Source organism: Devosia yakushimensis (genome assembly GCF_030159855.1).
In the GTDB taxonomy this organism is placed as follows: domain Bacteria; phylum Pseudomonadota; class Alphaproteobacteria; order Rhizobiales; family Devosiaceae; genus Devosia; species Devosia yakushimensis.
The window spans coordinates 2,495,059-2,511,582 of record NZ_BSNG01000001.1 but is presented as its reverse complement, the minus strand read 5'-3'; the positions used below and the strand labels follow the sequence as shown (position 1 = coordinate 2,511,582).

The window sequence follows — 16,524 nt, the reverse complement described above, 5'->3', positions numbered from 1 at the left end:
CGCAGGGTGGAGATATGCTCGAACTCAGAAAAGTCACCAAGCGCTTCGGCGATACGATCGCCGTCAACGCCGTGTCGCTCGATTTTCTCCCTGGCCAGATGGTGGGCGTGATCGGCCGGTCAGGTGCCGGCAAGTCGACCCTGCTCCGGCTGATCAACCGCCTCGCCAGTGTCGGCGAAGGCAGGATCGTCTATGGCGATACCGATGTCGGTGCGCTCGATGGCAAGGCACTGCGGGCCTGGCGGGCGCGATGCGCCATGATTTTCCAGCAGTTCAACCTGGTCAATCGGCTCGACGTCCTGACCAATGTCATGATCGGCCGCATCGGCACTGCCGCTACGCTGCCCGTCATGTTCAAGCGCTTTTCGTCTGCCGACCGGGCCAATGCCGCCCTGGCGCTCGACCGTCTCGACCTGCTCTCGCAGGCCCTGCAGCGGGCCGATACCCTGTCTGGCGGCCAGCAGCAGCGCGTGGCCATTGCCCGGGCCCTCATGCAAAAGCCGAGCCTGATCCTAGCCGACGAGCCGATCGCCTCACTCGACCCCCGCAATGCCCGCCTGGTGATGGACGCGCTGCGCACCATCAACAAGCAGGACAAGATAACCGTCATCTGCAATCTGCACACACTTGATGCCGCACGTGCCTATTGCGACCGCATTGTTGGCATGGCGCAAGGACGCGTCGTCTTCGACGGCACGCCCAATCAACTGACCAGCTCTGTTATCCAGCAAATCTACGGTGACGACACGGATATGGCCGTGGACGAGTCCCTGACCTCGACCATGGCCGCGACAAACCCGGCGCCTGCCGGTGAACGACAGATGGAGGTGGCGCACTAGGACCGACCGACATTCGGCTCAGCATCAGTTGAATGTCGGTTGGCCCTGGGCGTCGCCTCTCCAACCCCTCGGAGCTACATCAATGTTTACTTTCGTGCGCCGCAGTGCTGCGGCCGTACTGCTTTCGGCCGCCCTCGTTTCCCCCGTTCTGGCGCAGGATTGGCGCGAGCAATACCCCGAACTCACCATCGGTATTTCCTCAAGCGAGAATGAAACCGACGCCATCGCCCGCACCCAGCCCTATGCCGACTATCTCAGCCGTGAGCTGGGAGTCCCGGTCAATATCGTGCGCGGCACCGACTATGCGGCCGTGGTTGAGGCCATGCGGTCCGGCCATGTTCAGATCGCTTCGGTTGGTCCAGCTGCCTATGCGCTGGCTCGCAAGATCATGGGCGAGGGGATCGCACCAGTCGCCGTGACGCTCGATGGCGAAGGCAATCTGGGCTATTATTCGGTGATCGCCGTGCGCGCCGACAGCGAATACAAGACCATCGAGGATCTGAAAGGCAAATCCTTCGCCTTTGCCGATCCCAATTCGACCTCGGGCTATGCCGTTCCCTCCTATTATCTCGCCACTGCCATGGGCACCAGTGCCGACGAATATTTCAGCGAAGTGGCCTTTTCGGGCGGCCACGAGCAGAGTGTCATGGCGCTCGTCAACGGCACGTTCGAGGCCGTTGCCACCTCCTGGCGCAACGAAACATCCGGCACGATCCAGACCATGGAAACCAAGGGTCTGATCCCGAAGGGGGCCGTTCGCGTCGTCTGGACCTCGCCGGTTATCCCCAACACGCCGGTTATGATGCTGACCAGCCTGCCGCAGGAATTGCAGGACGAATTCAAGGCCGCCCTCATGGCTTTCCCCGAAAAGGACCCGGAAGGCTTCGATGCCTATCAGCGCGGCAGCTCGAGTGGCTATGTCGAAGCCAAGCACGAAGACTATCTCGATGTGATCGCCATCACTGAATTCAACGCCGAAGAGCGTCGCCGCAACGCCAACTGACTCGACCCTTTTGACCGGTACGCCCAAGCGTGCCGGTCTTGTCATTTTGGGAGGGCTCATGTCCGTACTCACCCCCGCAGGCGGCCTACGTGCCTCTACGACCCAGCAGGAAAGGCTGCTTTCATTTGAAGGCCGCTATCGCCGGGAGCAATCGACCCGTCTGTTCTGGACGCTGGGCTATGCACTCCTGTTTTTCGCTGCTCTCCTGGCCTCCATCAATGCCAGCGATTTCAGCCTGCCCGGCCTTGTCAAGGGCTTGCCCATGGCGTGGAACTATATCGCAGGGACCCTCCCCAAACTGTCTATTGCGACCTTCGGGGCCGATATGGCCGATTGGTATTGGGGGCTGAATTACTGGCTGCGGCTTTTGCTCGAAACCATCCTGATGGGCTTCGCCGGCACTGTCCTGGGCGGTCTCCTGGCCCTGGCGCTGTGCTTTCCCGCGTCACGCAATCTCGTTGCAAACGGTAGTGTCTATTTCATCGCGCGGCGCACGCTCGAATTCTGCCGCACTGTGCCCGAGCTGGTCTTTGCGCTGATCTTTGTCTTCGCCTTCGGGCTAGGCCCCTTTGCTGGTGTTTTGGCCATTGCCGTGCACACCGCCGGATCGCTCGGCAAGCTCTTTGCCGAGGTCAACGAAAACGTCGATCCGCGACCCATCGAGGGCGTCCGCGCTGCCGGTGGAAACTGGCCCATGGTCATGCGTCTCGCCGTCGTGCCGCAGGCCCTGCCGAATTATGCCAGCTATCTGCTGCTGCGCTTCGAGATCAATGTTCGTGGTGCTTCGGCACTGGGCATTGTGGGGGCCGGCGGCATCGGGCAGGACCTCTACGTCGCCATCCGCCAATTCGAATATACCGATATCTCCGCCATCATGCTGCTATTGATCGCCACCACCTCGGTCATCGACATCCTGTGTGAATTCATCCGTCATCGCCTGATCGGCCACGACCTGACCGGGAGCGCTTGACCATGACCGTCGCCCTTCACGCCGACATTGCCCGGCTCAAGCGTTCCAATCCGGAAATCTTCGCCCGCCCGCTGCTGGCCAGGCTGCGCGACTGGAGCCTGTGGCTGGTTTTTCTCGGGCTGGTCGCCTTCGCCCTATGGTGGATCGACGCTTCACCTATGCGCATTTTCAACGGCCTGTCCAAGCTCGGCATGCTGGTCGGCCTGATGATCCCGCCCTGGCCCGGTGACGGCTTTTGGGACTATTGTCGGGCGATGCTCGAAACCATCGCCATGGCATTCCTCGGCACCGTCATCGCCGCGGTGATTGCCGTGCCGCTCGGTTTTCTTGGTGCCAAGAACATCGTGCCGAACTGGCTGTTCCATTTTACCTTGCGCCGCTTCTTTGATGCCTTTCGTGGCATTGACGGACTGGTCTGGGCGCTGATTTTCGTTTCCGCAGTGGGCCTGGGCCCCTTCGCGGGCGTGCTCGCCATCGCCGTGGGCGACGTCATGGTTTTGGGCAAGCTCTTCGCCGAAGCCATCGAAAATGTCGACAAGAAGCCGGTCGATGGTGTGCGGGCGTCAGGCGGCGGCGGACTGCATGTCGTCCGTCTGGGCGTGCTGCCGCAGGTCTTTCCGGTGATGATGAGCCACGTGCTCTATTTCTTCGAATCCAATGTCCGCTCCGCCACTATTCTGGGCATTGTGGGCGCCGGCGGCATCGGCCTGCAATTGTCCGACCGTATCCGCATCAATAATTGGCAGCAGGCAGCTTTCATCATTCTGATGATCCTGGTGACAGTCGCCATAATCGACGCGATCTCGCGCCGCATCCGCGCCAGGTTGGTCTGACGATGCGGGCTGCCGGCCAGGCCCCGGCAGCCCCAAGCATCAACTGCTGCTGCGAGCCAGGATTGCCGCCGCGTCGGCCACGAATGCCTGTGCCGCCTCCTCGGGAGACCGCATGCCGAAGGCGATTTCCTGCGAGATATTGCCGAGCGCCTTGCTGACTTCACCAGCGGCTGGAGGCGGGGAGGGTGGCAGCGGGCCAACCAGCTCGCCAAGCGAGGCGACAAAATCAAGTGCGGCGCGGCTTTCAGGGGTCAGCTCATCGGCCACGGCGTCACGGGCTGTCTGGGTGCAGGGCACTCCGCGCTCGACCCCCAGCAGTTTTGCTGCAGCCGGGTCGTTGACGAAATAGGAAATGAAAGCTGCGGCTTGCTCCGCATTTTGCGACGTGCCGCTGACCGAGAAGAATTGCGAAGGCTTACGGTAATGTCCCCCGGCGCCACCGCCGATCAAGGGATAGCTGGCCAGGCCGAGTCTGTCGGGGCTGATGCCCTGATAGACCACCAATTCGTTGGAATGGATCGGCGTCGTAGCCGCCTTGTTGGTGATGATCATGCTCGCTTCTGCCGAAGCCGTGCTGAGCGCCTGGTCTTCGGCCGAAACGATCACGCCGGCATCCCGCAGATCGGCCCAGAGACGGAACCACTCGGCCAATGCGGTCTCATCGAAGCCGATCATGCCTTCTGCCGTAAAGAGGGCGCTGCCATTCTGACGAAGCCAGTTTTCCAGCATGACATCGCTGCCCGATGAATCGGAAAGCACCTTGATGCCATTGCGCAGATTGGCGCTGGCAAAGGCCTCGCCCATGACGCGGTAGTCGTCATAAGTGGTGGTGAGATCGGGTGGCGCTATGCCGACCTCTTCAAAAACCGTCGCATTGTAGATCATCGCGGCCGAATTGCTGCCCAGCGAAATGCCATAGAGCTTGCCATTGACGCGCCCGCCCGCGATCTGGTCGGCATCGAAATCGTCCAGCTGCAGTACATTGCCGATGAAATCGTCCAGCGGTGCGATGGCGCCGCGCGAGGCATATTCAACGATATAGCGGTAATCCATCTGCAAGATATCCGGCGCGGCGCCGCCTGAAACCTGCGTGGCCAGGCGCGTCCAATAATCGTCCCAGGCAATGAATTCGCCATCGATCTCCGCACCACTCTCTTCGGTGAACTTGTCGACGACGGCATAGGTCCGGTTGGCACGGTCCTGTCCGCCCCAAAAGGCCAGGCGCAGCGAAGCCTGTTGTGCGAAGGCGGACGACAGGCCGAGCCCGCTGGATGCGGCAAGCATAGAGCTGCCCAGCAGAAACTGGCGGCGGGGAATGCGAAACATGATGTGAACCTCCCTTGAATCGCGGGCGGCGCTCTCTGCGGCGCCTTCTTCAAGATCAGATTGACATGCAGCAGCGCACAAGAAAAATACGAAAACAGGTGCGTTAGATAGATGATATCTATCACTGGAGGAACCATGGACAAGCTGTTGCGACAGTTCATTGCGATTGCCGAAACCGGCAGCATTCGGGCGGCAACGGCGGTGCTCAACATCACCCAGCCGACATTGACCGTGAACATGCGCAAGCTCGAGGGAGACCTGAATGCGCGGCTATTCGTGCGTTCGGCGCGTGGTGTCAGGCTGACGCCCTATGGCGAAGTGATCTACGAAAACGCCCGGCTGATGCAGCGGCTGGACGACAATATGCGCAAGTCGGTGGACGAGATGCGCGTTCGCAGCGAGCGCGGCATCAGCATTGGCAGCGGCTATTCGTGGTGGACGATATTCGTGCGCGACATGCTGTTGCGCTATCAGCAGCAAAACCCCAAGGCGCCGGTACAGGTGAGCCTGGGAGATCAGCTCCGGTGCCTCGACCAGTTGCTGTCGGGCGACATCTCGCTGTTCGTCTCGCACGAAATCCGCGGATTGAGCGGCGGTATCGGGGCACAGTTCATCCGGCTCAGCCAAGTTTATAACGGCGTTTTCGTCCGTGCCGGGCATCCGCTGCTGGGAGCGGTGCGCACGCCGGCGGAAATCGAGGCCTACCCGGTGGTGACCAGTTCACTGGCCGAAAGCCGGCAGCAGCGGTTTTTCGACGAGAACTGGCGGCGGTTGCGCGGGGAGGCGCCGTTCGGGCGCGAAAGCTATATTTTCGGGTCGAATTCGATTTCGGCCTGCCTCGATTACCTGCGCAGCACCGATGCTTTCCTGCGCATCTCCAATGTCATCGCACCCTATTTTGCCGAGCAGGGCGTCATGGAAGTGCAGCAGGCTGGAACACCGGCCATGATTCCCATGGGCATCTATGTGCTGGCCGAGCGGCGCGGCGAAAAACGCCTCGAAAACGTGCTGGAATGGCTGATCGCAGCTTGCCGCGAGACCCTGCCTCCTCCCCGCGATTAGCGCTATCAGGCACATTGTCGATGGAGGATCGTCCGGCGCTGTGGTCTAGTGCCCGGCACAGCGTCGTGACAAATCATATCCAGGGAGCGCGGCAGTGAGCGACAAGGAACCCCGCTATCAGGCCTATAATCACCCTGCCGGTGGCTGGGGTGCAGCTGCCGCGACGGCCAAGGTGCTGATGGAGCAGAGCGTCATCACCAAGGGGTCGCGGGCGCTGTTGGCCATGAACCAGCCTGGTGGCTTCAAATGCCCGAGCTGCGCCTACCCCGATCCCGAATGCAAGAAGACGCTGGAATTCTGTGAAAACGGCGCCAAGGCCCTGGCCCATGAGGCGACCAAGTTCCGGGTGACCCGCGAATTCTTCCAACAGCACACTGTGTCCGAGCTTATGGCGCAGTCCGATTACTGGCTCGAAATGCAGGGTCGCCTCACCGAACCCATGCGCTATGACGCGGCGACCGACCGCTATGTGCCGTGCTCCTGGGACGACGCCTTTGCACTAATCGGTGACCATTTGCGGGCGCTGGATAGTCCCCACGAGGCCGAATTTTACACCTCTGGCCGCACGCCCAACGAGGCCGCCTTTCTCTATTCGATCTTTGTCCGCGAGTTCGGCACCAACAATTTCCCCGATTGCTCGAACATGTGCCACGAGCCCACTAGCCGCGGCCTGCCACCGTCGATCGGCGTCGGCAAGGGTACGGTGGTGATCGAGGATTTCGAACATGCCGAGGCGATCTTCATCATCGGCCAGAACACCGGCACCAATTCGCCCCGGATGATGACCAATCTGGTCGAAGCGCGGAAGCGGGGTGTGCCCATCGTTGCGGTCAATCCCATGCCCGAGCGGGCACTGATCCGCTTCACCGAGCCGCAGGATGTGGTGCAGATGGCCACGTTCGGCTCGACGCCGATTGCCAGCGAATTTGTCCATATCAGGATCGGCGGCGATCTGGCCCTGCTCAAGGGCATCATGAAGGTGATGTTCGAGCGCGAGGCGCTGGGCGAAAGCGTCATCGACCGCGATTTCATTGCCGAACACACCATCGGCATCGATGCATTGCGCGACGACGTGATGAGTCAGGATTGGGCGGATATCGTTGCGATCTCGGGTATTGCCGAAGATCAGATCCGGCGCTGCGCCGAGATCTATATCCGCTCCAGGGCGACAATGATCTGCTACGGCATGGGCGTCACCCAGCACCAATATGGCTCGCGGATGGTCCAGCAGATCGCCAACCTCTTGTTGCTGCGGGGCAATTTTGGCAAGCCGGGTGCGGGTATCGCTCCCATTCGCGGGCATTCGAACGTGCAGGGAGACCGCACCGTCGGCATCGATGAAAAGCCCAGCCAGCTTTATCTCGATCGCGTGCGCGACGTCTTCGGCTTCGAGCCACCGCGCGAGCACGGCCATCATACGGTCGAATCCGTCGAGGCGATGAAGAATGGAGCGGCCAAGGTTTTTATCGGCCTGGGCGGCAATTTCGTCCGCGCGGTTCCCGATACCGAACAGGCCTATGCGGCCATGCGCAAACTGGCGCTGACGGTGGGCATCGCTACCAAGCTCAATCGAGGCCATCTGGTGCATGGGCGTGATGCGCTCATTCTTCCCGTGGTCGCCCGGTCCGAGCAGATCCACACCAAGGCCGGCGAACAATTCGTCACCATCGAGGACGCCATGTCGAACGTTACCGCCTCGCGCGGCGTGCTCGAACCGGCCGCTCCCGACTTGTTGCCCGAGGTGGAGATCGTCTGCCGCATGGCCCTGGCAACCCTGCCGGCAAGCAAGGTCGATTGGGCCAGCTATATCGACGATTACGATGCCATTCGCGACAAGATCGCCGAGGTCTATCCGCAAATCTATGAGGGCTTTTCTGAGCGGATCAAGGATCGCAAGGGCTTCCATCTCGATATTCCACCGCGCCGGCGGGTGTGGCCCACATCCAATGGCAAGGCCAATTTCCTGGTTTTCGAGGGACTGCATGTCGATGCGCAGGTCGATGACACGGCAATGCTGCGTCTGGCCACGGTGCGGTCGCATGACCAGTTCAACACCACCATCTACAGCAATAATGATCGCTATCGCGGCGTCTACAATGACCGCATGGTGCTGTTCATGAATGTGGACGACCGCAAGGCGAGGGGCCTCGAGCCGGGACAGAAAATCACCCTTGAGACCATTGCCGGCGACGGCATCGAGCGACGTGTCCAAGACCTGACTGTGCTGGATTATCCCATGCCGCGCGGGGCCGTTGCCGGTTACTATCCCGAACTTAATCCGCTGCTGCCACTCGATTATTACGACCGGATCAGCGGAACGCCGGCGGCCAAGTCGGTGCCGGTTCGGGTGGTGCAGGGCGCGGCCTGATGCCTACGGTGATCTCAGCGCCGCCGGCGGTGGAGACCATGCTCGATCGGCTGGGCCTTGGTCTTGGCCGGCAGGCTGACGCGCAGATTGCGCGCAGCGTGCCGGTTGAGGCGCCGATCGCCATCGAGATCGGCGGCATCGGCTATGCGGTGATGATGGCGACGCCATCCGATCTTGTCGATTATGCCATGGGCTTTGCCCTGAGCGAGGGCCTGGCTGCCGGGCCCGGAGATATTCTCGATATCCAGACCCATCCCGTGGAGGGCGGCTGGGTCGTCCGTTTGCAATTGCCGCCTGGCGGGCGTGACAAGGCTATCGCACGGGCACGGGTCCGCGTGACCGAGAGCAGTTGCGGTCTCTGCGGCATTGACAATATCGCCCAGGTGCTGCGGCCCTTACCACCGGTTACGGCGCAGATAACGGTGGAGCGGGACGCCATATCCCAGGCCCTTGCCGATCTTCCGAACCACCAGCCCTTGAGCCAGCAAACCGGGGCGGTGCATGCGGCCGCCTTTTGCAGTCCGGCCGGCGAAATCGTCATGGTTCGCGAGGATGTCGGCCGCCACAATGCGCTGGATAAGCTCGTCGGCGCCATGGCGCGGACCGGGCTCGACCCCGCCACGGGTTTCTTCCTGCTCACGGCCCGCTGCAGTTATGAGCTGGTCGAAAAGACCGTCAGGGCCGGCTGCCCCATGCTGGTTACGATCTCGGCGCCCACCACGCTCGCCGCCGAGCGTGCAACAAAGGCCGGGCTGACGCTGGTTACGCTCGCCCGCGCCGACGCTGCGCTCGTTGTCAGTGGGCTGGAAAATATCGCGGCTGACGACTGAGAGCCGCCGGCCACGATTTGTCATGACCGCGCCGGACGGTCGACACCGCCCCGCCTGAAAATGCCCCGGACGCGGGTCGAAATTGCCGGAATGGACATGAGCACGATCACCACGATGATCGCGCAGATGACCGCACTGATCGGACGGGTGAAGAACGGGCTGGGATCACCATTGGTCAGCGCCAGCCCGCGCCGCAGATTAAGATCGAGCAGATCGCCTAGAACGATCCCGAGCACCAGTGGGGCCATGGGATATTTCATTTCGCGCAGCAGGAATCCAACGACGCCGAATACCAGCATGACATAGACGTCGAACATGCGCTGGGTGATGGCGAAGGACCCCACCACGCACAGGATATAGATCACCGCCATCAGCCGCTCGCGCGGCACCGCCAGCACTTTGATGAAGAGCTTGGTCAGCGACAGCCCGAAAATCAGGTTGGCCAGGGTCGCAAGCAGCAGCATGGCGACGACCTGGTAGAGGAACGGCGCGTTTTCCACCATCAGCATGGGGCCAGGCCGGATACCATGGATGAGCATGGCGGCAATAAGTACCGCTGCAGCCGCCGAGCCCGGCAAGGCCAGGGTGAGGGTCGGGATCATGGCCGCCGAAACCACGGCATTGTCACCTGTTTCTGCGGCGATGAGGCCTTCCTGGCTGCCCTTGCCGAATTCCTCCGGATGCTTGGATGCCCGCTTGGCCGCCGCATAGGACGACCAGGAGCCGACATCCTCGCCCACGCCCGGAATAATGCCGATAAACGTACCGATGATCCCCGAGCGGATAATGGTCCGCCAATATTGGAAAATTTCTCGCAGGGACGGCACCACCCTATCATTGACCGGTACCACCTGGGCGATGGCCCTGCGCTTCATGGCCGAGAGGATTTCCGCCAGGCCAAAAGCGCCAACCATTGCCGGAATGAGATCGATACCGCCCCCAAGTGCTGTGATGCCGAAGGTGAAGCGTTGATGGGCGTGCAGCGTTTCCATGCCAATCATGGCCACGAGCAGTCCCAGAATGCCGGCGATATAGCCCTTGAGCGGGGTGTCGCTGCCCGTCATTTGCCCCGAAATGACAACGCCGAACAGCGCCAGCCAGAAAAACTCGTAGGAGCCGAATTTGAGGGCCGCCTCGGACAGTACCGGCGCGATAATGGCCAGAAAGAAAATGCCGACCATGGTCCCCAGCGTCGAGGAGGTTGTCGCCAGTCCCATGGCCAGGCCTGCCTTGCCCTGCCGGGCCAGCGGATAGCCATCGAGCGACGCGGCCGCATTGGCGGGCGTGCCGGGAATATTGAGCAGGATCGCCGTGCGGCTGCCGCCATAGATGGCGCCGAGATAGACGCACATCAGCGTCAGGATCGCCTGGTCGGGCGCCATTTTGTAGGTGAGGGTCACCAGCAGCGCGACGCCCATGGTCGCGGTGAGTCCGGGCAGGATGCCGATGGTAACGCCCAATAGGGTCGCCCAGACAACGTTGAACAATGACCAGGGGGTGAGAAAATGCGCAATGCCTTGGCCCAGGAGCACCAGTCCTTCCATTTGGTTCTCCTAAGGTAGACGCACGAGGAAGATACGTTCGAAGACGAGATAAATCCCGCCGCCTCCGACGATTGCGATGGCGAGGGCCCAGAGCGCGCTCTTGAGCGGTTCGACCGGCCCGTTACTCAGCCAGGTCTCAAAGACCATGATGAAGGCGAAGATGAACAGCATGGCGGCCGCCCAGAAGGGGATGAGGCCGACCAGCACGAGCGTATGGATCAGCGCCAATGCCAGGATCACGCCGACACGCAAGGCCTCGCGCGTCCTGAACAGGCCGATTAGCCCCTGCCAGCCGCCGGGCGCATCGATCCGCCATGATCGCAGCGCCAGAAGCCCGCCACAAAAGGCCAGGCCGATGCCCAGGAAAAACGGAACCAGGCCGGGGATTGTCGACGGATGTATGCGGCGGGCTTCGAGCCGCGGCATGGTCCAGGAAAGATAGATAACAACCAACCCAAGCCCGACCAGAACCAGGGCGGTCAAAAGGTCAGCGCGCGCGCGCACGCCTTCGTCTCTAGCGTCAGAATTGTCCTGCATGCTTCGTCCTTGAAGACCGGGACGGATGAGCCGCCCGGCGATCACACGGATGACGGACCCCGCCTTGCGGCGGGGCCCAGATCCTTATGACTTGCCGACCTCGGTGCGGGTCTCGCAGTCGATGCCGATGGTGGAAGGATCCTGCACGGCCTCGCCACGCTCGACCGAGGAGCAGGCTTCCAGGATAACCACAGGCATGGCCTTTTCGCGCGCATCTGCACCATAGGACGGGGCAAACACCGCGCCAAAGGTCTCGGCATAGGTCTTGAGCGCTTCCGCGTTCATCACCTTCTCGGCCCAGACTTTGTCGACTGCGGCCACCACGTCATCCGGCACGCCGCGCGGGATGAAGATGCCAAAATAATCCGGCGCGAGCTCCATTTCCGGCAGCCATTGCGTGATCGGCGGGATTGGGTCTACGCCCTCAAGCACCAGCGGTTCGGCCGAGAGCACGGCAAGCGCGCGCAGGCGGCCACCACGGATCAGTTCAGTCTGTTCCACGGCAAGCTGGGTGGTCACCATGGCCTCGCCGGAAGCCGTGGCGATGGCCGCGGGGCCGCCGCCATCATAGGTGATCATGTTGTAGTCGAACGTGCCGGCATCCGAGAGCGCCGCGATCGCCGTGCCACCCGACGAGGTAATGCCGGCCGTGGCCACGGTGATTTCGTTGCCGCGCGTCTTCAGCGCTTCCAGCAATTGTCCGAAATCCTGGAATTCGCTGTCCGCCGGCACACTCACCACCGGCACATTGGCGACTGAAAGATAGATATGCCAGTCGTCGATATCAGTGCCTTCCAAAAGCCCCGTCACCGAATAGGTGGCATTGTTGGCAATGGCATTGGCTGTCCAGGTATAGCCGTCCTTGGCGGCATTGAGCACCTCCTGAGTGCCGATGGCGCCGGACGCCCCCGGCTGGTTGACCACTACCACATCGACGCCGAGTGCTTCGGCGAGAATGGGCGCGGTGACCCGTGTCACCTGGTCGGTCGAGCCGCCGGCGCCCCAAGGCACGATCAGATTGATCGGCCGGTCAGGCTGCCATTCCTGACCGATAGAGCCTGCCGTGCCGCCCAGCAGCACAACCATGCTGCCGGCCAGAATCCGCCACGATGCAAGATACATCCTTCCCTCCCAATATTGCTTTTTCGGGCCATATCCTCCCAGGCCCTTGCAACTAGACTGTGCCGCGACGGCAAAGCTGTCAACAGGTAAGTAACCATTTGGTGCAGAACAGATGGCACTGGCATGGGCAGGCAGGAGGCATCGATCTTGCCAGGCAGATACCAAGTCGACAAAGCAAAGAAACTGTTCGGTTAATCCGTTCGCCCCTATAGAGTGCAAGCGGCGCTTGGGAGATGCTTGGCGAATGGATATTTCGAACTATCTGGTGATGGGCCTGGCGCTGGCCGCTGGCGCCGTCGTCAAAGGGGCCACCGGCGCGGGCCTACCGCTGATTGCTCTGCCGGTGCTGACGACGTTTTTTGGACTCCAGCATGCCGTGGGGCTGATGGTCATTCCCTTGATCGTCACCAATGCCTGGCAGGTCTGGCGCTTTCGCGGTGAGGCGCGGTCGGAGCGCATGGCCTTCCTGCCGTGGTTTCTCGTGGCCGGAATTGTGGGCATCTGCCTGGGGGTCTGGCTATTGGCGACGCTGCCCGAACGCCTGCTTGTCCTGACCCTCGGCCTGATCCTCATCGCCTATGTGCTGCTGCGGCTGTTCAAGCCGCATTTTTCGCTGTCGGCGAGCGCCGCCAAGCGCTTCGGCCCGCTGGCCGGCGCAGGCGGCGGCATCCTGCAAGGGGCAACCGGCATTTCAGCGCCCATAGGGGTTACATTCATCCATTCCATGAGCATGGAGCGCGATGCGCATGTCTTTGCGGTTTCGACGATGTTCCTCGTCTACGCCGTAACGCAACTTCCCTCGATGTGGCTGGCCGGCCTGATGCGGGGAGAATGGTTGCTGCAAGGCGTGCTTGCGCTGGTGCCGATCCTCATTTTCATGCCCCTTGGCCAGGCGATTGCCGGCAAGCTCAGCCGGCGCGCCTTCGACCGGCTGATCCTGACCTTCCTCGGGCTCGTCGGGCTGAAAATGGTGGCCGGTCTCTAACCCCGGGGCCGGTTCGGCCTCCACTACCGCCAGCCCAGTTCCGGCGCGACCTGGGTCAGGATCGCCTCGATGACATGGGCATTATATTGCACACCCAGCTGGTTCGGCACGGTCAGCAGCAGCGTATCGGCTTCGGCAATGGCCTCGTCCGCTGCCAGTTCCTTGATCAGCACATCGGGTTCAGCTGCATAGCCGCGGCCGAAGACGGCGCGCTTTTCCGGCTCGATATAGCCGAACTGGTCTTCCTCCCGGCCGCCGCCGAAATAGGCCCGGTCCATGTCATTGACCAGCGCGAAGATGGAGCGGCTCACCGAAACGCGCGGCTCGAACGCATGACCGGCCTCTTTCCAGGCCGCGCGATAGGCGCGGATCTGTTCGGCCTGCTGGATGTGAAAGGGCTTGCCGCTCTCATCGAATTTGAGGGTCGAGCTTTGCAGGTTCATGCCCAGTTGCGCCGCCCAGACGGCGGTGGCGTCGGTCGCCGCACCCCACCAGATGCGCCGGCGCAGGCCTTCCGAATGGGGTTCGAGGCGCAGCAGGCCGGGCGGATTGGGGAACATGGGGCGCGGATTAGGCTCGGCAAAGCCCTCGCCTGCCAGCACGTCGAGAAAGACTTCGGCATGGCCCCGCGCCATATCGGCATCGGTCTGGCCCTCGGCGGGAATATAGCCGAAATGGCGCCAGCCATCGATCACCTGTTCGGGCGAGCCCCGGCTGATGCCCAATTGCAGGCGGCCGCCGGCGATCAGATCGGCCGCGCCGGCATCTTCGGCCATGTAGAGGGGATTTTCGTAGCGCATGTCGATGACGGCGGTGCCGATCTCGATGCGTTTCGTGCGGGCGCCGATAGCGGCCAGCAGCGGGAAGGGCGAGCCCAGTTGGCGGGCAAAGTGATGCACGCGGAAATAGGCGCCATCGGCTCCCAATTCCTCGGCAGCAACCGCCAAGTCGATCGATTGGAGCAATGCATCGCCCGCCGTGCGGGTGCCGGACTGCGGCGAGGGCGACCAATGGCCGAAGGAAAGAAAACCGATCTTTTTCATGGGGTACAACACGATGAGGTTGAGCGTCACCTCTTGTGTCACGCCACCCCTATCCGTGCAATCGGGGCAGCTGACGGGGCAGGGAACCTGGCCCCGCCCCGATACTGGAAAGATCAGTCCGGCATGGGTTCGAAACGGCGGCCCGAAATGTGGGTAATGACCGCATAGGTCAGCGCTCCCAGCCCATAATAGGACGCAGCCGAAGTCTCTTCGCGCGGCATGATGATCATCTGGTTGCTCCGGCAGGCATGCAGGAATTCGCAGAAGCCTGGCACGACCTCCTCGAGATGACCGATCGCATCGGCCGGCGTTTCCAGCGTGTCGGTGCGGTAGGTGACGAAGACGAAATCGGCATCAAGCTCGGCTAGCGCTTCGGCGCTCAACCGCTCGAAATCGCCCTCCGGAATAGCGTCCACACGCTCGGGGAAGACAAAGCCGGCATCGCGGAGCACCTTGCCCAGCGCGCTATAGGTGTGCCAGACCGCAATCTGCCCATCCACACCCTGGATCACATTGACCGAGATGTTCTGGGTATCGATCAGGCGCTTGATCTGGGCGATCTGGCCTTCATAGCGCGTCTTGAGAATCGCCAGCCGATCCTGCGTGCCGGTAATGTCGGCGATCGCGTCATACATGCCGAAATCGCCGCGGATCGTGTCATCGAGCACCACCGCGGGGGCGATGGTCGCCACCTGGTCGAGATTGCCATAGTTCCAGTTGGGATTGACCAGGATGAGATCGGGCTCCAGCGCCGCGATTGCTTCCACATCCACCGGCGAATTGCCGACAAAGACGATTTCGGAATTGTCGAAATCGACCCCGGTCAAGACCGCGCTGGAGCGGATGAATGGCTTGCCTTCCGCCGTTGTGCGGCCCTGGCTGCCGATGGGTTCTACGCCCAGCTCGATCAGCGGAATGGTCAGCGACAGATCGTGCAGCGACACGATGCGCTGCGGATGGGTGGGAATCTCCACTACGCGCCCGGCATCGTCGGTAAAGCTGCGGGTTTCCTGGGCAAGGGCGGCTTGGGTCAGCGTTGCGGCAAGGGCCAGCCCCGCCAATAACAGACGAATACTCATGGGAAAATCCTCTCTTATGGGGACATCTGCTTGAGCGGTGTTGAAGTCAGCGTAACCAGCACGGCCTCGGCCATCAGGCCCAGAGCGGTATAGGAGCGGGCCACCGCATCCTCCCGCGGCAGCAGCACGAGCTGGTCATTGCTGCAGGCGAAGAGAAATTCGCAGAAGCCGGGCGCGATCGTGTTCAATTCATCCATCACCACGTCCGGCCCGTCATCGCGCGCCAGGTCATAGGTCACGAACATCACGTCGGCGTCGAAGGCCTGCAATTGCTCGCCCGAGAACAGTTCGCGTTCGCTGCCCTCGATGGCTTCGATGATCTCGGGGAAGGTGACCCCGGCGTCGCGCAGCACCTTGCCGAGCACGCCATAGGTGTTCCAGGCCGCGATCTGTCCGTTCTGCGTCAGGATGATCGAGGCGGTGATGTCCTTGCCATCGATCAGCTTGCGGATCTGGGCGATCTGGCCTTCGTAGCGAGCCTTGAGCGTGGTGAGGCGGTCCTGGGTGCCGGTCAGCTCGGCAATGTCCTCGAAGGTCGCCAGCTCGCCGCGCATATTGTCCTCGACAACCACGGTGGGGGCGATCTTTTCCAATTGCTCGACCGGAACCTCCTGGAAGGTCGAGGTCAGGATGAGGTCGGGTTCGAGGGCAGCGATGGCCTCGAGATCGGCCGGCGAACCGCCGACATAGGCAATGTTGGAATTCTCGAAGGTTGCGCCCGTCAGCGTGGCCGCGCCGCGCATATAGGTCTGGCCATCGGCGCCGGGACGACCGAAGCTGCCGACCGGGATGACGCCCAGTTCGATCAGTGGCACGGTCAACGAGCTATCATGCAACGATACGATGCGGAGCGGGTGTACCGGCACCTCGACTATGCGGCCGGCATCGTCGGTAAAGCTCCGGGTCTCCTGTGCCAGGGCGGGGAGGGTGAGGCCAGCCAATAGGGCGGCCGCGATCAGCAGTTTGGCAGTCATTGCATACTC

At 61.9% G+C, this 16,524-nt stretch carries 15 protein-coding genes; 8 read left to right on the top strand and 7 right to left on the bottom strand.

The window, feature by feature from the left end:
• Nucleotides 1–14: 14 nt before the first annotated feature.
• The 4 genes from phnC (at nucleotide 15) to phnE (QQL79_RS12160) (ending at nucleotide 3,645) form a co-directional block, all read left to right on the top strand.
• Nucleotides 15–839, top strand: coding sequence for a phosphonate ABC transporter ATP-binding protein (gene phnC, locus QQL79_RS12175; protein ID WP_284391147.1), 825 nt, complete (start codon nucleotides 15–17; stop codon nucleotides 837–839).
• Between the two features lie 82 nt (nucleotides 840–921).
• On the top strand, nucleotides 922–1,842 hold the full coding sequence (phnD, locus tag QQL79_RS12170; RefSeq protein WP_284391146.1) for a phosphonate ABC transporter substrate-binding protein: 921 nt from the start codon (nucleotides 922–924) through the stop codon (nucleotides 1,840–1,842).
• Nucleotides 1,843–1,900: 58 nt separating this feature from the next.
• Entirely contained in the window at nucleotides 1,901–2,812 is a 912-nt protein-coding gene (phnE, locus tag QQL79_RS12165) for a phosphonate ABC transporter, permease protein PhnE (protein ID WP_284391144.1), read from the top strand.
• 2 nt (nucleotides 2,813–2,814) lie between these two features.
• Nucleotides 2,815–3,645: a phosphonate ABC transporter, permease protein PhnE gene (gene phnE, locus QQL79_RS12160; RefSeq protein ID WP_284391142.1), complete on the top strand. Its 831-nt coding sequence runs from the start codon at nucleotides 2,815–2,817 to the stop codon at nucleotides 3,643–3,645.
• A gap of 39 nt (nucleotides 3,646–3,684) precedes the next feature.
• Here phnE (QQL79_RS12160) and QQL79_RS12155 read toward each other — a convergent pair whose 3' ends face one another.
• A complete protein-coding gene (locus tag QQL79_RS12155) occupies nucleotides 3,685–4,971 on the bottom strand; it encodes an ABC transporter substrate-binding protein (RefSeq protein ID WP_284391140.1) in 1,287 nt (428 codons plus the stop codon).
• 135 nt (nucleotides 4,972–5,106) lie between these two features.
• Between QQL79_RS12155 and QQL79_RS12150 the strand changes: the two genes are divergently transcribed.
• From QQL79_RS12150 to fdhD, 3 genes are all read left to right on the top strand, one after another.
• A complete protein-coding gene (locus QQL79_RS12150; protein ID WP_284391137.1) occupies nucleotides 5,107–6,033 on the top strand; it encodes a LysR family transcriptional regulator in 927 nt (308 codons plus the stop codon).
• Nucleotides 6,034–6,127: 94 nt separating this feature from the next.
• On the top strand, nucleotides 6,128–8,401 hold the full coding sequence (locus QQL79_RS12145) for an FdhF/YdeP family oxidoreductase (RefSeq protein WP_284391135.1): 2,274 nt from the start codon (nucleotides 6,128–6,130) through the stop codon (nucleotides 8,399–8,401).
• Entirely contained in the window at nucleotides 8,401–9,231 is an 831-nt protein-coding gene (gene fdhD / locus QQL79_RS12140) for a formate dehydrogenase accessory sulfurtransferase FdhD (RefSeq protein ID WP_284391134.1), read from the top strand. The genes QQL79_RS12145 and fdhD overlap by 1 nt, the downstream gene beginning before the upstream one ends.
• Before the next feature lie 20 nt (nucleotides 9,232–9,251).
• Here the strand turns inward: fdhD and QQL79_RS12135 are convergent, their stop codons facing one another.
• The 3 genes from QQL79_RS12135 to QQL79_RS12125 all read right to left on the bottom strand — a co-directional run bounded on the left by QQL79_RS12135 (nucleotide 9,252) and on the right by QQL79_RS12125 (nucleotide 12,434).
• Complete coding sequence (locus QQL79_RS12135; protein WP_284391132.1) at nucleotides 9,252–10,775, bottom strand: tripartite tricarboxylate transporter permease; 1,524 nt, start codon at nucleotides 10,773–10,775, stop codon at nucleotides 9,252–9,254.
• Nucleotides 10,776–10,784: 9 nt separating this feature from the next.
• Nucleotides 10,785–11,312 (bottom strand): tripartite tricarboxylate transporter TctB family protein, encoded by a 528-nt coding sequence (locus QQL79_RS12130; RefSeq protein ID WP_284391130.1) that lies wholly within the window; start codon nucleotides 11,310–11,312, stop codon nucleotides 10,785–10,787.
• A gap of 84 nt (nucleotides 11,313–11,396) precedes the next feature.
• Nucleotides 11,397–12,434, bottom strand: coding sequence for a Bug family tripartite tricarboxylate transporter substrate binding protein (locus QQL79_RS12125; RefSeq protein ID WP_284391128.1), 1,038 nt, complete (start codon nucleotides 12,432–12,434; stop codon nucleotides 11,397–11,399).
• Nucleotides 12,435–12,678: 244 nt separating this feature from the next.
• Here QQL79_RS12125 and QQL79_RS12120 point away from each other — a divergent pair, with 244 nt between their 5' ends.
• Nucleotides 12,679–13,419, top strand: a complete 741-nt coding sequence (locus QQL79_RS12120; RefSeq protein ID WP_284391127.1) for a sulfite exporter TauE/SafE family protein — start codon at nucleotides 12,679–12,681, stop codon at nucleotides 13,417–13,419.
• A 23-nt stretch (nucleotides 13,420–13,442) separates the two neighbouring features.
• On the opposite strand, the gene QQL79_RS12115 is transcribed toward QQL79_RS12120, so the two are convergent.
• The 3 genes from QQL79_RS12115 to QQL79_RS12105 all read right to left on the bottom strand — a co-directional run bounded on the left by QQL79_RS12115 (nucleotide 13,443) and on the right by QQL79_RS12105 (nucleotide 16,515).
• Nucleotides 13,443–14,462, bottom strand: a complete 1,020-nt coding sequence (locus QQL79_RS12115) for an LLM class flavin-dependent oxidoreductase (protein WP_284392875.1) — start codon at nucleotides 14,460–14,462, stop codon at nucleotides 13,443–13,445.
• Nucleotides 14,463–14,575: 113 nt separating this feature from the next.
• Nucleotides 14,576–15,541: an ABC transporter substrate-binding protein gene (locus tag QQL79_RS12110; protein WP_284391125.1), complete on the bottom strand. Its 966-nt coding sequence runs from the start codon at nucleotides 15,539–15,541 to the stop codon at nucleotides 14,576–14,578.
• Between the two features lie 14 nt (nucleotides 15,542–15,555).
• A complete protein-coding gene (locus tag QQL79_RS12105) occupies nucleotides 15,556–16,515 on the bottom strand; it encodes an ABC transporter substrate-binding protein (protein WP_284391122.1) in 960 nt (319 codons plus the stop codon).
• Nucleotides 16,516–16,524 lie beyond the last annotated feature (9 nt).

Excerpts from the sequence above, each read along its gene's own strand:
- phnC (WP_284391147.1), top strand. The coding sequence starts at position 15 with ATGCTCGAACTCAGAAAAGTCACCAAGCGCTTCGGCGATACGATCGCC.
- phnD (WP_284391146.1), top strand. The coding sequence starts at position 922 with ATGTTTACTTTCGTGCGCCGCAGTGCTGCGGCCGTACTGCTTTCGGCC.
- phnE (WP_284391144.1), top strand. The coding sequence starts at position 1,901 with ATGTCCGTACTCACCCCCGCAGGCGGCCTACGTGCCTCTACGACCCAG.
- phnE (WP_284391142.1), top strand. The coding sequence starts at position 2,815 with ATGACCGTCGCCCTTCACGCCGACATTGCCCGGCTCAAGCGTTCCAAT.
- QQL79_RS12155 (WP_284391140.1), bottom strand. The coding sequence starts at position 4,971 with ATGTTTCGCATTCCCCGCCGCCAGTTTCTGCTGGGCAGCTCTATGCTT.
- QQL79_RS12150 (WP_284391137.1), top strand. The coding sequence starts at position 5,107 with ATGGACAAGCTGTTGCGACAGTTCATTGCGATTGCCGAAACCGGCAGC.
- fdhD (WP_284391134.1), top strand. The coding sequence starts at position 8,401 with ATGCCTACGGTGATCTCAGCGCCGCCGGCGGTGGAGACCATGCTCGAT.
- QQL79_RS12135 (WP_284391132.1), bottom strand. The coding sequence starts at position 10,775 with ATGGAAGGACTGGTGCTCCTGGGCCAAGGCATTGCGCATTTTCTCACC.
- QQL79_RS12130 (WP_284391130.1), bottom strand. The coding sequence starts at position 11,312 with ATGCAGGACAATTCTGACGCTAGAGACGAAGGCGTGCGCGCGCGCGCT.
- QQL79_RS12125 (WP_284391128.1), bottom strand. The coding sequence starts at position 12,434 with ATGTATCTTGCATCGTGGCGGATTCTGGCCGGCAGCATGGTTGTGCTG.
- QQL79_RS12120 (WP_284391127.1), top strand. The coding sequence starts at position 12,679 with ATGGATATTTCGAACTATCTGGTGATGGGCCTGGCGCTGGCCGCTGGC.
- QQL79_RS12115 (WP_284392875.1), bottom strand. The coding sequence starts at position 14,462 with ATGAAAAAGATCGGTTTTCTTTCCTTCGGCCATTGGTCGCCCTCGCCG.
- QQL79_RS12110 (WP_284391125.1), bottom strand. The coding sequence starts at position 15,541 with ATGAGTATTCGTCTGTTATTGGCGGGGCTGGCCCTTGCCGCAACGCTG.
- QQL79_RS12105 (WP_284391122.1), bottom strand. The coding sequence starts at position 16,515 with ATGACTGCCAAACTGCTGATCGCGGCCGCCCTATTGGCTGGCCTCACC.